The sequence below is a fragment of the Stenotrophomonas sp. YJH_SMC_14-1 genome, assembly GCF_059372275.1.
Genome location: NZ_JCAFVK010000005.1, coordinates 191,954 through 204,844 on the forward strand (window position 1 = coordinate 191,954; position 12,891 = coordinate 204,844).

Genomic DNA, 12,891 nt, shown 5'->3' on the forward strand with positions numbered 1-12,891 from the left:
GCCGGCCGCTGGCCGGCAACCCCATGATCCTTGGCGGCGTTTGCAGATTGCCGGCCAGCGGCCGGCACTACCGCATGGCCAGAACGCCCGCAGCGCCGGTCAGAACGCCGGCAGCACCGCGCCCTTGTACCTGGTCTCGATGAAAGCCTTCACCTGCGGGCTGGTCAGGGCCTTGGCCAGCTTCTGCACGCGGGCGTCGTCCTTGTTGTCCGGCCGCGCGACCAGGAAGTTCACGTACGGCGAGTCCTTGCTCTCGATCGCCAGTGCATCCTTGGTCGGGTTGAGGCCCGCATCCAGCGCGTAGTTGGTGTTGATCAGGGCCAGGTCGACCTGGTCCAGCACGCGCGGCAGCATCGCCGAGTCCAGCTCGCGGAACTTCAGGTTCTTCGGGTTGGCGGTGATGTCACGCAGGGTCGACAGCGCGTTGGCCGGATCCTTCAGCTCGATCACGCCGGCCTTGTGCAGCAGGATCAGCGCGCGGCTGTTGTTGCTCGGGTCGTTCGGGATCACCACGTCGGCACCGTCGCGCAGCTCGGCCAGCGACTTGACCTTGCGCGAATAGGCACCGAACGGCTCGATATGCACGCCGATCACCTTCACCAGATCGGTCTTGCGATCGCGGTTGTAGGCATCCAGGTACGGCTCGGTCTGGAAGTAGTTGGCGTCCACCTGCTTCTGCACCAGCTGGTCGTTGGGCTGCACGTAGTCGTTGAACACGCGCACGTCCAGGTCCACGCCTTCCTGCTTGAGGATCGGCTTGACCACCTCAAGGATCTCGGCATGCGGCACGGCCGTGGCGGCCACCACCAGCTTCTGCGAGGGCTCGCCGGACTTGCCGCAGGCGGTCAGGGCCAGCGCAGCGGCGAGCAGGGGCAGCAACAGGGTCTTCTTCATGGGCGGGGGAGTTCTCGGGGGGAGTGTCAGGATTTTTCGTAGTTGCTCAGGGCCAGCTCGAGCAGCGCCTTGGCCTGCTCGCGCAGCATCACCGGCTCGACGATCTCGGCATCCGAGCCGTAGTGCAGCACGTCCATCAGCAGTTCGCGTGAGACGCTGTACGGCACCTTCAGTTCATAGCGGCCATCGGCCAGGAAGCGGCCCTGCTGCTTGGAGTGCCAATGCTCGTCGGCCACCCAGCGCGCGGCCTTGGCACTGAACAGGATGGTCGCCCAGCCCTTCGGCGCACCGGAGAAGATGCCGTAGCTGGCACCCAGCTGCTCGTCCAGCTCGCTGTCGGCGACGTCACGGGCGGTGCTGTCGATCACCCGCGCCTTGTGGATGCGATCCACGGCAAAGCTGCGAAGCGCCTCGCGGTCATGGTCCCAGGCATCCAGGTACCAGTTGTCGCGGTAGTGGGTCAGGCGCTGCGGCGAAACGGTGCGCTTGGTCGGCTCGTCGGTGGAGCGGGCGCGGTACTCGAACGCCAGCTGGCGGCGCTCCAGCACCGCCGAGGCCACACTGCGGAAGCTGCCTTCATCGAACTTGCGGCCGCGGTGCGGGATTACCCGCACACGATCCACCGGCCAGTTGGAGACACCGGCCTGGGCAGCCAGCAGGCTCTCGATACGCTGCTGCAGCGGCGCCAGCACCGAGGACAGCACGCCGCCGCCGGTACGCGCCAGCAGGTGCTGCGAGGCCAGCAGGGCGTGCAGCTCCTCCGAGCTGAGCCAGAGGCCAGGCAGTTCGAAGCGGTCGCTCTCGTCGGCCTGGTAGCGGAAGCCGGCCTCGCCGTCGCCCTCGATCGGTGCCATCAGCGCATCGCGCAGGAAGGCCAGGTCGCGGTAGACGGTGGCACGGGAACAACCGAGCTTGTCCTGCAGAGTCGCCACCGTCACCGGATAGCGCGCGGACTTGAGCAGACGATGCAGGGCGGTGATGCGTTCGTATCGGTCCATACCCCCGATTATGTCCGAGTCGCGGGTCTTGTGTGGGACGTTTGGGCTATCGTGGTCGCCCCCACCCCCATGGAATGCCCGATGCGCCGGTTGCCCGCCCTGTCCCTGCTGGCCTGCCTGCTGCTGGCTGCCTGCGATCGCGCACCGGCGCCGGCCAGGACCGAAGCCCCCGTGCCCGCAGCCGATCCGGCCCAGGCCGTACTGGGCGCCAGCCAACGCTTTGCGGCCCTGGGCAGTTTCCATGCCGAGCTGGAGGTGCTGGGCGCGCCGCAGCCGGTGCGCAGTGCCATGGACTTCGTCGCCCCCGACCGCTTCCGGGTGCAGACCCCGGGCGGGCCGCAGACGATCATTGGCGACACCATGTTCCTGCAGGCCGACGGTGCGATCCGCCAGGTTCCCACCCCGCCGGGCCTGCTGGAGCAGTGGCGCAATCCCTTGCCGGCCGACGCCCTGCCTGCCGAGCTGCAGGCCGAAGACCTGGGCAGCCAATCGCTGGATGGAGTCGAAACTCGTCACTACCGGCTGCGTGGCGCCCAGCCCGGCGAACGCCTGGAATACTGGGTGGACGCCCAGGGCCTGCCACGGCAGATCGTGCGCAGCGGCAGCAGCAACGGCCGCAATTTCCAGCTGCGCCTGCGCTATTCGCGCTTCAACGACCCGGCATTGCGTATCGATCTGCCCTGAATAGGCGTCCGCGGCAACGTCTGCTGAAGCGCGCCTTGGATCGATTCTGACCGCCATCACGCTTCCAGTATCATCACCGGCTGTCAACCGCTTCGGAGAAGCCCCGATGTCCCTGCGCGTGTCCCTGCTGATCCCCCTGCTGCTGTGCGCGCCGCTCGCGTATGCACAGGATGCCTCCGAACTGGCGGCGATGTCTTCGCCGTGGAGCGGCAGTGGCGGCGAGCTCGGCTTCGCCTCGGCACGCGGCAACAGCAGCACCGAGAGCTTCAACGGCCGCCTGCGCCTGCGCTACACCGACGGCGACTGGGTGCACAGCATGGACCTGGCCGGCCTGCGTTCCAGCTCCAAGGTGACCGAGACCCGCGACGACGGCACCACCACCCGCCGCAACAACACCACCGCCAACCGCTACACCGGCAGTGCCGGCAGCGCGCTGCAGCTGGGCGAGCACCGCCAGCTGACGGCCACGGTGCGTACAGAGCGCGACGACTTCGCCACCTACGACCGCCAGAGCTCGTTCGGTCTGGGTTACGGCACCCGCCTGTGGAACACCGAGCGCTTCTCGTTCGACGCGCAGATCGGCCCCGGTGTGCGCCGCACCCACAGCACCGAGGACGACCGCACCCGCACCGGCATGATCGGCCGCGGCCTGTTCGACATGAAGTACTCGCTGACCGACAACACCGACCTGGTCAACACCCTGCTGGTCGAATCCGGTTCGTACAACACCTTCGGCCAGAACGACTTCGGCGTGTCGGTGAGCATGAACGAGCACCTGGCGCTGAAGGCCGGCTGGCAGGCGCGTTACAACAGTGACGTGGCCGAGGACAAGCGCAAGACCGATACGCTGACGACGATGAACGTGGTCTACAAGTTCAAGTAAGAAACGGGCGCCAAGGGCGCCCGTTCTTCTTCCGGTGGTGCCGGCCGCTGGCCGGCACGACCTGCGATGGCTCAGACGTTCAGCAGTTCGCCGGCACCGGCATCCAGCAGCATCTTCGCCACTTGCTGGCCCAGCGCTTCCGGATCACTGCCTGGGCCCACGGCTTCGGCGCGCACCGCACGGCCGTCGCTGGCGCTGCCAACCAGCCCCTGCAGGTGCAGGTCATCGCCCTGCCACTGCGCGATGGCCGCCACCGGCACGTGGCAGCTGCCGTGCAACGCACGATTCATCGCCCGCTCGGCTTCCACGCAGGCACGCGTGGCCGCGTCATCAAGCGGGGCGAACAACGCCATCAGACGCGCATTGCCACCATCGCACTCCACCGCCACCGCGCCCTGCGCCGGGGCCGGCAGCCACTGCGGCGGTTGCAGGCGCGCGACGATGCGCTCGCCCAGACCCAGACGCTCCAGGCCGGCCACGGCCAGCACGATGGCGTCGTAGCCACCGTTGTCGAGTTTGGCCAGCCGGGTGTTGACGTTACCGCGCAGGTCGAGCAGTTCCAGGTCCGGTCGCAGCGCGCGCAGCTGCGCCTGGCGACGCAGCGACGAGGTGCCGACCCGCGCACCGATCGGCAGCGCGTCCAGCGAGGCGTACAGGTTGGAGACGAAGCCATCGGCTGGATCGTGGCGGGTCAGCATTGCCGGCAACGCGAACGGCGCATCCAGTTCCATCGGCACATCCTTCAGCGAGTGCACCGCGCAGTCGGCCTCACCGCGCAGCATGGCCAGCTCCAGCTCCTTCAGGAACAGGCCCTTGCCACCGATGGCGGCCAGCGAACGGTCGAGCACTTCGTCGCCGCGGGTGCTCATCGGCACCAGTTCCACATGCAAGCCGGGATTGGCCTGGCGCAGGCGGTCGGCGACGTGTTCGCTCTGCCAAAGGGCGAGCGGGCTCTTGCGGGTGGCGATGCGGACGGTTTCCATCCGGTCATTATCGCGCCTTCGGCGCGGATACGGCCAACGGCGGAGCCCCTCGTGGCTGGCGGAGGGGTCGTGAAAGCAACAGCCGCGCTTGGCCGGACGGGGTGGGGTCACGGGGGACGCCGTGAATCCGTCCGTGGAGGCTTGGCCGCGGCATCCATGCCGCGGACACCCCCGCGACCCCACCCCGCCCGGCCTCTGACAGCTTCAGTGCGCGTCAGCCACGGAAGATCAAAAGAAAAAAGCAGAAGCAAAAGCAACAGCCGACGGCTTCCGGGGTCAGATCCCTTTTCCGCAGGAAAAGGGATCTGACCCCTCTTTCCAAGCCGATAACAACAATGCTCTTGCTGTCCGATGCGTTGAAGAACGAGAGGGTTGGGCCGGGGTGGGGCGGCGGGACCGTTGGCGCCATGGATGGCGCCATCGAGCTTACATGGATGTACTTGCAGCGTGTCCCGCCGCCCCACCCCGGCCCAACCCAGCACGTAGAAACAACGAGCCATGACCCGCTGTTGCTGTTGCTGTTGCTGTTGATTTCATAGCAGTCGCGGCCGCAGGCCGCGCGGGACCACTCACAGATGCCGCAGTTCCTGCTTCAGCGTCGCCACGCAGCGGCGGCTGACTTCCAGCGGCTGCTTGCCATGCCGCAGCACCGCCTGCACTTGACCACCCGAGCCTCGACGCAGCTCCACCAGCTCGTGGCGCGCCACCAGGCAGTTGCGATGGATGCGGATGAAGCGGCTGGCGAACTCTTCCTCCAGCGACTTCAGCGACTCCTCGATCAGGTCCTCGCCGCGCGCATGGTGCACCACCACGTACTTCTCTTCCGCCTGCAGGTAGTGGATGTCGTCCAGCGGGATCAGCCGCAGGCTGCCACGCAGGCGTGCGCACAGCATGCTGCGGGCCTGCTGCCCGCCGTTGTCCTGCGGCTGGCCATCGCGGCCGGCCAGGAACGTGCGTGCACGTGCGATCGCTGCGGCAAGGCGCTCGGCGCGGACCGGCTTCATCAGGTAATCGATGGCCGCCGCCTCGAACGCCGACAGCGCATGCGCGTCATAAGCCGTGCAGAACACCACCGCCGGGCGCGGCTCGAAGCTGGCCAGGTGGCGGGCGGCTTCCAGGCCGTCCAGCCCGGGCATGGCGATATCCAGCAGGACCAGGTCCGGCTGCAGCTCCGCGCACGCATGCAGGGCCTGCTCGCCGTTGCCGGCCTCGGCCACCACGTCCACCCCGTCCTGCGCCGCCAGCAGGCTGCGCAGGCGTTCCCGCGCCAGCGGTTCGTCATCGGCGATGACTACCCTCACGGTCGTCCCCTCACTGGATCGGCACTGTCACCTGGCAGGCATAGTAGCCCTCGCTCCAGCCAGCCGTCATCCGCGCGGCGGCGCCGAAGCGCCAGGCCAGCCGATGAGCGATGCTGTGCTGGGCATGGCCGGCACCACGCGCCAGCGCCAACCCCGGCGCCTGCGGATCGGGCGCGGGATTGCGCACGCGGATCTGCAGCTCGTTGCCCTCGCGCACCAGCTGCAATTCGATGGTGCCGCCCTCGGGCAGCCACGAAATACCATGCAGCACTGCGTTTTCCACCAGCGGCTGCAGTACCAGCCTCGGCAGTGGCAGGTCCCACGGCAGCGGCTCATCGCGCTGCCAGCGCACCTGCAGACGCTCGCCGAGGCGCAGCGACTCTATCGACAGATAGCGCTCGGCCAGCTCGCATTCGTCACGCAGGGTGGAGTCGCCCTCGCCCGCGCCCAGGGCAGCACGGAACAGATCGGACAGATCCAGCACCGCGCGTTCGGCCACCGCCGGATCGCGATGCAGCAGGCTGGCGATCAGGTTCATGCTGTTGAACAGGAAGTGCGGCCGGATCCGCGCCTGCAGCGCGTCGGCCTGGGCACGCGCGTTGGCCTGCACCTGCGCGGCCCAGCGATCGCTCACATAGAAGTAGCGCAGGGCAAGCGCGGCGATCAGTGCCGTGGTTGCCGCACTGCCCAGGGTGAAGCGCCAGAAGCTGATGCCGCGGGCGAAGTTGTCGCCCAGTACCGCGTACAGTGCATGCACGATGCCGGCACAGACCACCGCGATCAGGGTCGCCAGCACGATCGCCGCGACAGCGCCCAGCACCGGCGGCAGCCTCGACAGAGCCTGCCGCAGGAGGCACAGGCTGGCGGTCACCGCCAGCGCCAGCCACAGCGCGAAGCCGCTGGCCGACAGCAGCTCGCCGAAGGCCCAGTGGCGGCTGCCATCGGGCGCCAGCGCCAGCACCACCACCGCCAGCTGGGCCAGGCCGAGCATCGCCGCCAGCCGCGGCAGGCGGCACAGTTCCGGCATCCACGGCGATGTGCTGGCCGGGGGCATGGCTCAGGCAGCGCCCAACCGTTCCTGCAGCCAGTCACCCAGCGCCTGGATCTCTTCGGCGCAGACCTGGTGGGCCATCGGGTAGCTGTGCCACTCCACCTCCAGGCCCAGCGCCTGCAGGGCCTGCGCGCTGTGTACGGCCACCGCCTGCGGAATCACCGGGTCGCTGCTGCCATGGGCCATGAACACCGGCACCTGCACCGCACCGTCAACGCGCCTGGCGCTCTCGGCTTCCGGCAGGTAAGTGGACAGTGCGATCAGGCCGGCCAGTGGCGCGGTGCGCGACAGTGCAGCGGTGAGGATGATCGCCCCGCCCTGCGAGAAGCCGGCCAGGAAGATCTTCTCCGGCGCGACGCCGCGCTCGATCTCACGTGCGATCAGCGCATCCAGCTGCAGCACCGATTCCTGCACGCCGGCCATGTCGGCACGCGAGCGGAAGTCCATCCCGACGATGTCGTACCAGCCGCGCATCGGCACGCCGTTGTTGATCGTGATCGGCCGCACCGGTGCGTGCGGGAACACGAAGCGCAGCGCCGGCCAGTGCGGACGCACCAGTTCCGGCACGATCGGCGCGAAGTCGTGGCCGTCGGCGCCAAGCCCGTGCAGCCAGATTACCGACCACTGTGGCGAGGCGCCGGTTTCCTGTTCCACCGTTTGCAGCATGATGCGGCTCCTTCAAGTTCGAGCCGCATTATGCCGCTGGTGCAGGGCCATCAGTACAGCGGCGGTTGCTCGGCGGCTTCCCGGCGCAGCTGCGCGGCGCGCACCAGCACCGGTGGCGGAATGTTCTCTTCGGGGATGTCGAGCAGGCCGAGGCGATGCAGGAAGGCACCCGGGCCGCGCGAGGAGGTCAGCGCCACCACCGGAACGGCCAGCACCATGCCGATCACCACCGGCGCCATCCAGGCTGCCAGCGACGGCGACACCGCCCACGCCAGCACACCCATGAACGCACCAAACACACCCAGCCCGCCGTAGCCACGGATCAAGGCCATCCACGAGATGCCACCATCGTCACGCTGCTGTGCGTCCCAGCCGGAATCGCGGCCGGACAGCACTTCGGCCACGCCGCGCGACTGCACGTACATCACCACCGGTGCCATCAGTGCGGCCAGCACGGTCTCCACCAGCATCGACACGAACGCACGGATCGCACCGCCGCAACCGCGGCGGTCGACAGGGTCCATCAGCATCGCCAGATAGCCCAGCACCTTGGGCAGCAGCAGCACCGCCATGGTGGCGGCGAACAGGCGCACCACCTGCTCCTCGTCCTGGGCCCGCCAGTACACGCTGGGTGACAGGTGCAGCAGGGCATTGAAATCGATGCCTTCCTGGAACAGCGGGATCGCAATGCCGATCAACATCAGCATCGCCCACATCGGCGCGGTGAAGTAATGACCGATGCCGATCAGCATGTGGGTGCGGCTGATCCAGTGCAGGCCACGGCTGCCGACCACCTTGCCGTGCTGCAGGTTGCCCTGGCACCAGCGACGGTCGCGCACCAGCAGGTCGGTCAGGGTCGGCGGGCCTTCTTCGTAGCTGCCCCCCAGGTACGGCACCATGTGCGCGGCCCAGCCGCCACGGCGCATCAGCGCTGCTTCGACGAAATCGTGGCTGAGCACGTGGCCGCCGAACGGCTTGCGCCCCGGCAGCGCTGGCAAGCCGGCGTGGTCGGCGAAGGCACGGGTGCGGATGATGGCGTTGTGGCCCCAGTAGTTGCTCTCGGCGCCATGCCACCAGGCCACGCCACGGGCGATCACCGGGCCGTACACGCGACCGCCGAACTGCTGCATGCGTGCGAACAGGGTGCGGCCACCGATCACCGAGGGCAGGGTCTGGATCAGGCCGACATCGGCGTTGTGTTCCATGCCGGCCACCAGGCGCACGATGCTGTCGCCGGTCATCAGGCTGTCGGCGTCCAGGATCAGCATCTGCGGGTAAGCGCCACCGAAGCGGCGCACCCAGTCGGCGATGTTGCCGGCCTTGCGCCCGCTGTTGTCGCCACGGCGGCGGTAGAACAGCCGCGTCTGGCCGTCCGGCACGCGCTCGCGCAGTTCAGCGAATACCTGCTCTTCGGCGCGTGCGATGTCCTCGCGCCGGGTATCGCTGAGCACGAAGAAGTCGAAGCGTTCGAGCTGGCCGGTGGCGGCCACCGACTCGTAGATCGCCTGCAGGCCCGCCAGCAGTCGGCGCGGATCCTCGTTGTAGGTCGGCATCAGCAGCGCGGTGCGGCTGTGCACGGTCGGCAGCGGCTTGTCCGGGTCGATGCCAAGGCGATAGCCACGGTCGAACACGGCGGTCAGGAAGCCGGCCACGGCGCTGGCGAAGGACAGCGCGATCCAGGCGAACAGGCCGACGAACAGCACCAGCAGGCAGGCTTCCAGCACGCTGATGCCATTGGCCGACAGCACCCGCCACATCATGCGGGTGGCGATGGCGGTCATGGCCAGGGTGCCGCCGAAGATGTAGAACCGGCGCAGGCCGATCAGGCGTGGCGAGGTACGGTGCCGACGGACCTTCAGCTTGCCTTCGCGCAGGGTCTGTTCGGGCATCGGCAGCGGAGATTCGGCCGGCAGCAGCGCCCAGCCGGCGTCGAGCCGGGGCGCATCCGCTTCCGCGTGGATGGTTTGCCCCCCCATCACCGCTTACTCCCCACGATCGGCATGGCCGGCCGTCCCGGCCGGGCTGCATGCGCGAAGGTTCCCGGCGCGCCTTCCCGGCGCCCGCACTTGTCCTGGCTGTACCGGCCCTTGGCCGCACAGTCGCTGTCTGTCACTACCGGAACCCACACGATCTCCAACGGGGCGGAATCGAAAATGCGGCCCAGTCTAGGGCGCCGGATGTAAGCCGAGTGCGAAGGTCTACGCGGGGATTTATCCCCATTCAGCAAACAGCAGGCGATGGCGGACCGCGCAGCGGAATGTCGCTTCGTGGCACCGGGTACTGGATCGTAACAAACGCGAACGGTTATCATTTCATTAACCAGGCAGGTCGCCGTCTTCCGTACGGCCGAGACCCACCCAGCTGCGCCGGCCCGAACCGTGCGCCCTACGACCCATGGAAGGGGGCCTGCCTGCTTGTCTGCGTGTGCCCGCTGCTTCCATCCGGTCCCCCCCTCATTCGATGGAAGCCGTCATGTCCAAGCCGTTCCGCTCCCGTTCCGCGCGCCTGCCGCGCACCCGCCTGGCCAGTGCCCTGGCCACCGCCTGCCTGCTGGCCCTGCCCGGCGTGGCCGCTGCAGAGGCCAGCGCCGATGCCTCCACCAAGGACCTGGATACCGTGGTGGTCACCGCCTCGGGCAACCAGCAATGGATCAAGGATGCGCCGGCCAGCATCAGCGTGATCAGCCGCGAGGACATCGCGCGCCAGCCGGTGCACGACCTGGCCACCCTGCTCAGCCGCGTGCCCGGCGTGACCGGTGGCCTCAGTGCGGTTGGCGAGCAGTCCAAGATCAAGCTGCGCGGCATGCCGTCGAACTACACGCTGGTGCTGGTGGACGGCAAACGCATGGGCAGCTCTGCCTCGACGAACTACCGGCCGGACCTGGGCCGCCAGGACCTGAACTGGATCTCGCCCGACCAGATCGAGCGCATCGAAGTGGTGCGCGGACCGATGTCGTCGCTGTATGGCTCCGACGCCATGGGCGGCGTGATCAACATCATCACCCGGCGCATCGGTGATGACTGGAGCGGCAGCGCCACCCACAGCTATACCCGCCCGGGCGACGGCAAGCGCGGCGACACCCAGCAGATCGGTGCGACGTTCTCCGGCCCGCTCGGCGAGCGCTTCGGCCTGCGCATCGGTGCCAACAGCATGCGCCGCGATTCGGATCGCTCCAATGGTGGTGTCTACGGCAACGCGTATGCAGGCGAGAAGGACCGCAATGTCGATGCGCTGCTGCAGTGGAAACTGAGCGACGCGCAGGAACTGTCGCTCGAAGCCGGCCATGGCGTGCAGCAGGCCTTCATCGACGCTTCGCTGGAAAAGCAGGATGAAGGCGCCTGGGGTGCCAGCGAACTCAAGCGCAGCTCGCTGGCGCTCAACCACGATGGCAAGTGGAGCTTCGGCAATTCGAAGATCAGTGCGTACTGGACCGAGTACAGGAACGACATCGGTGCTACCGGCCGTTCCGAAGCCACCGATACGATCATCGAGGGCAGCCTGACCACGCCGTTCACCCTCGGCGTTGAACACCAGTTCGCCGTGGGCGGCCAGTGGAAGCGCCAGGAGCTGACCAACACCGACACCATCGGCCGCGCGCCGATCGACTATGCCGGCAATGCCGTCAGCGGCTCCGATCTGGAAGTGGATACCTGGGCCCTGTTCGTCGAAGACGAACTGAAGCTGCACCGCACCCTGGCGCTGACCCTGGGCGCGCGCCTGGACCACCATGAGACGTTTGGTGGCCACGTCAGCCCGCGCGCCTACCTGGTCTGGCATCCGGCCGAGCAATGGACCATCCGCGGTGGCGTTTCCAAGGGCTTCCGCGCTCCCAGCCTGACCGAGAACTCCGCCAGCGCCGCCACCCAGTCCGGTGGCCGTGGCTGCACCTCGCTGATTCCGCTGGGCTATAGCCGCGGCGGCTGCTACATGGCCGGCAACCCGGACCTGGACCCGGAAACCAGCACCAACCGCGAGATCGGCATCAGCTTCGACAACGATCTGGTGGATGCCGGCCTGACCTACTTCCACACCGACTTCAGGAACAAGATCGAGTACGCACCGCTGGGCAGGTTCAACGGCATCTGGTGGACGCGGATGAGCAACGTGCAGCGCGCACGCACCAGCGGCATGGAAGGCAGCTTCAATGTCCGCTTCGGCGAGCACTGGCGCTGGCGCACCTCGGCGACGTGGATGAAGGAAGCCAGGAACCTGACCACCGGCCGCAACCTGATCGATACCCCCGAATTCTCGGGCTATTCGTCGCTGGACTGGACGCCCGACGCGGTGTTTTCCAGCAGTCTGTCGGCGCAGTACACCGGCAGGCAGGCCGGCACGGCGACGACCTTCCTCAAGGCCTACACGCTGTATGACCTGACCGCGGCCTGGAACGTCAATGAGGTACTGACCCTGCGTGGCGGCGTCAGCAACCTGGCCGACAAGAAGCTGTATGCGGAAGGCTCCACCGATTACTTCGTGGCCGGGCGCAGCTACTTCCTCAGCATGACCGCGCGGTTCTGACCAAGAGCGTCCGCCGCGATCGCGCTGGCGACGGGCCAGCGCGATCGGCGGTGTTGCGGATTACTCGCTTTCCAATGCGGCGGCGGGCGCCGCGCTCTGCGTAGCCGCCGTGCGTGCACGGTCCATCGCCACCGCCAGTTGCTGGCGTGCGAGCAGCTGTTGTGCCTGCACCACTTCAGGTGTCGGCAGGAGCACCGGTCCCGGTGCGTTTTCCGGTGTAGCAGGTGTGGTCATGCAACCTCCATGGACATCCCGCCGCCGCACGGATTCAGCTGGTGCGGCAGCGGAACTGCGCACCCTATCCTAAAAACAAGGCGGGCGGGTGACGGTGCGCGCCCCTGCCGCAGCAGCCGGAACAAGGCAGGCGTCACATTTTTGACGGTGACGCTTGGATCCTGAATAGGACTTGCCCTATCATGAAAACGTTTTCTCACAGGGATGTCTCCCCCCAATGAATACCACTGACCTGTCCCAGTTCAGCCCGAAGTGGCAGTTCCGCTTCAACTTCTTCCGCCAGCACGGCGCCCCCAAGAACCCCGGCTTCAAGCAGGCCTGGAAGGCGCTGTCCTTTGGTGACCGCCTGAAGATCAACCTGAACTTCTTCGCGTTGTTCTTCGGTGCCATCTACCTGCTGATTCTTGGCATGTGGCGCAAGGCACTGGTGGTGATCGGCATCAACATCGTGCTGGCCATCGTCTCCATGTTCCTTCCGGACGTCGTCGGGCGCATGCTGTTCATCGCCATGAACCTGCTGGTCGCCTCCAGCACCAACTACAGCTACTACCTGGAGAAGGTGGAAGGCCGTACCAGCTGGAACCCGTTTGAAGGAATGTTCTGAGCCATCAGACCTGCGCAGGATGCGCGGCAAGGATGCAACCGACGCCCGGCCCCCTCCGGGCGTCTTCGTTTCCGG

General features: G+C 67.4%; 12 protein-coding genes. 4 read left to right on the top strand and 8 right to left on the bottom strand.

Going from position 1 to position 12,891, the window contains the following annotated elements; translation table 11 throughout:
- Positions 1-99: 99 nt before the first annotated feature.
- On the bottom strand, positions 100-894 hold the full coding sequence (locus AC5P9P_RS14020) for a MetQ/NlpA family ABC transporter substrate-binding protein (protein ID WP_012481327.1): 795 nt from the start codon (positions 892-894) through the stop codon (positions 100-102).
- A gap of 26 nt (positions 895-920) precedes the next feature.
- Entirely contained in the window at positions 921-1,892 is a 972-nt protein-coding gene (locus AC5P9P_RS14025; RefSeq protein ID WP_033833960.1) for a helix-turn-helix transcriptional regulator, read from the bottom strand.
- Between the two features lie 81 nt (positions 1,893-1,973).
- On the opposite strand from AC5P9P_RS14025, the gene AC5P9P_RS14030 reads away from it, so the two are divergent.
- Both AC5P9P_RS14030 and AC5P9P_RS14035 read left to right on the top strand, forming a co-directional pair.
- Positions 1,974-2,576: a LolA-like protein gene (locus AC5P9P_RS14030; RefSeq protein ID WP_033833962.1), complete on the top strand. Its 603-nt coding sequence runs from the start codon at positions 1,974-1,976 to the stop codon at positions 2,574-2,576.
- Positions 2,577-2,682: 106 nt separating this feature from the next.
- Positions 2,683-3,459, top strand: a complete 777-nt coding sequence (locus tag AC5P9P_RS14035; protein ID WP_005411146.1) for a DUF481 domain-containing protein — start codon at positions 2,683-2,685, stop codon at positions 3,457-3,459.
- A gap of 71 nt (positions 3,460-3,530) precedes the next feature.
- On the opposite strand, the gene hemC is transcribed toward AC5P9P_RS14035, so the two are convergent.
- The 5 genes from hemC to mdoH form a co-directional block, all read right to left on the bottom strand.
- Positions 3,531-4,442, bottom strand: coding sequence for a hydroxymethylbilane synthase (gene hemC, locus AC5P9P_RS14040; protein WP_111188530.1), 912 nt, complete (start codon positions 4,440-4,442; stop codon positions 3,531-3,533).
- Between the two features lie 569 nt (positions 4,443-5,011).
- A complete protein-coding gene (locus AC5P9P_RS14045; protein ID WP_033833965.1) occupies positions 5,012-5,743 on the bottom strand; it encodes a LytR/AlgR family response regulator transcription factor in 732 nt (243 codons plus the stop codon).
- Between the two features lie 10 nt (positions 5,744-5,753).
- A complete protein-coding gene (locus AC5P9P_RS14050) occupies positions 5,754-6,797 on the bottom strand; it encodes a sensor histidine kinase (protein ID WP_495232872.1) in 1,044 nt (347 codons plus the stop codon).
- A 3-nt stretch (positions 6,798-6,800) separates the two neighbouring features.
- Positions 6,801-7,460 (bottom strand): alpha/beta hydrolase, encoded by a 660-nt coding sequence (locus tag AC5P9P_RS14055; protein ID WP_049450392.1) that lies wholly within the window; start codon positions 7,458-7,460, stop codon positions 6,801-6,803.
- A 50-nt stretch (positions 7,461-7,510) separates the two neighbouring features.
- Positions 7,511-9,436: a glucans biosynthesis glucosyltransferase MdoH gene (mdoH, locus tag AC5P9P_RS14060; protein ID WP_111108278.1), complete on the bottom strand. Its 1,926-nt coding sequence runs from the start codon at positions 9,434-9,436 to the stop codon at positions 7,511-7,513.
- Between the two features lie 496 nt (positions 9,437-9,932).
- Here mdoH and AC5P9P_RS14065 point away from each other — a divergent pair, with 496 nt between their 5' ends.
- The gene (locus tag AC5P9P_RS14065; protein WP_495232873.1) at positions 9,933-11,978 is read left to right on the top strand and encodes a TonB-dependent receptor domain-containing protein; all 2,046 of its coding nucleotides are present in this window, start codon (positions 9,933-9,935) and stop codon (positions 11,976-11,978) included.
- Positions 11,979-12,038: 60 nt separating this feature from the next.
- Here the strand turns inward: AC5P9P_RS14065 and AC5P9P_RS14070 are convergent, their stop codons facing one another.
- Positions 12,039-12,212, bottom strand: a complete 174-nt coding sequence (locus AC5P9P_RS14070; protein WP_005411154.1) for a hypothetical protein — start codon at positions 12,210-12,212, stop codon at positions 12,039-12,041.
- Between the two features lie 217 nt (positions 12,213-12,429).
- Between AC5P9P_RS14070 and AC5P9P_RS14075 the strand changes: the two genes are divergently transcribed.
- Entirely contained in the window at positions 12,430-12,816 is a 387-nt protein-coding gene (locus AC5P9P_RS14075) for a DUF2628 domain-containing protein (RefSeq protein WP_005414559.1), read from the top strand.
- The last annotated feature ends 75 nt before the right edge of the window (positions 12,817-12,891 follow it).

Excerpts from the sequence above, each read along its gene's own strand:
- hemC (WP_111188530.1), bottom strand. The coding sequence starts at position 4,442 with ATGGAAACCGTCCGCATCGCCACCCGCAAGAGCCCGCTCGCCCTTTGG.
- AC5P9P_RS14030 (WP_033833962.1), top strand. The coding sequence starts at position 1,974 with ATGCGCCGGTTGCCCGCCCTGTCCCTGCTGGCCTGCCTGCTGCTGGCT.
- AC5P9P_RS14025 (WP_033833960.1), bottom strand. The coding sequence starts at position 1,892 with ATGGACCGATACGAACGCATCACCGCCCTGCATCGTCTGCTCAAGTCC.
- AC5P9P_RS14065 (WP_495232873.1), top strand. The coding sequence starts at position 9,933 with ATGTCCAAGCCGTTCCGCTCCCGTTCCGCGCGCCTGCCGCGCACCCGC.
- AC5P9P_RS14070 (WP_005411154.1), bottom strand. The coding sequence starts at position 12,212 with ATGACCACACCTGCTACACCGGAAAACGCACCGGGACCGGTGCTCCTG.
- mdoH (WP_111108278.1), bottom strand. The coding sequence starts at position 9,436 with ATGGGGGGGCAAACCATCCACGCGGAAGCGGATGCGCCCCGGCTCGAC.
- AC5P9P_RS14020 (WP_012481327.1), bottom strand. The coding sequence starts at position 894 with ATGAAGAAGACCCTGTTGCTGCCCCTGCTCGCCGCTGCGCTGGCCCTG.
- AC5P9P_RS14055 (WP_049450392.1), bottom strand. The coding sequence starts at position 7,460 with ATGCTGCAAACGGTGGAACAGGAAACCGGCGCCTCGCCACAGTGGTCG.
- AC5P9P_RS14050 (WP_495232872.1), bottom strand. The coding sequence starts at position 6,797 with ATGCCCCCGGCCAGCACATCGCCGTGGATGCCGGAACTGTGCCGCCTG.
- AC5P9P_RS14035 (WP_005411146.1), top strand. The coding sequence starts at position 2,683 with ATGTCCCTGCGCGTGTCCCTGCTGATCCCCCTGCTGCTGTGCGCGCCG.
- AC5P9P_RS14075 (WP_005414559.1), top strand. The coding sequence starts at position 12,430 with ATGAATACCACTGACCTGTCCCAGTTCAGCCCGAAGTGGCAGTTCCGC.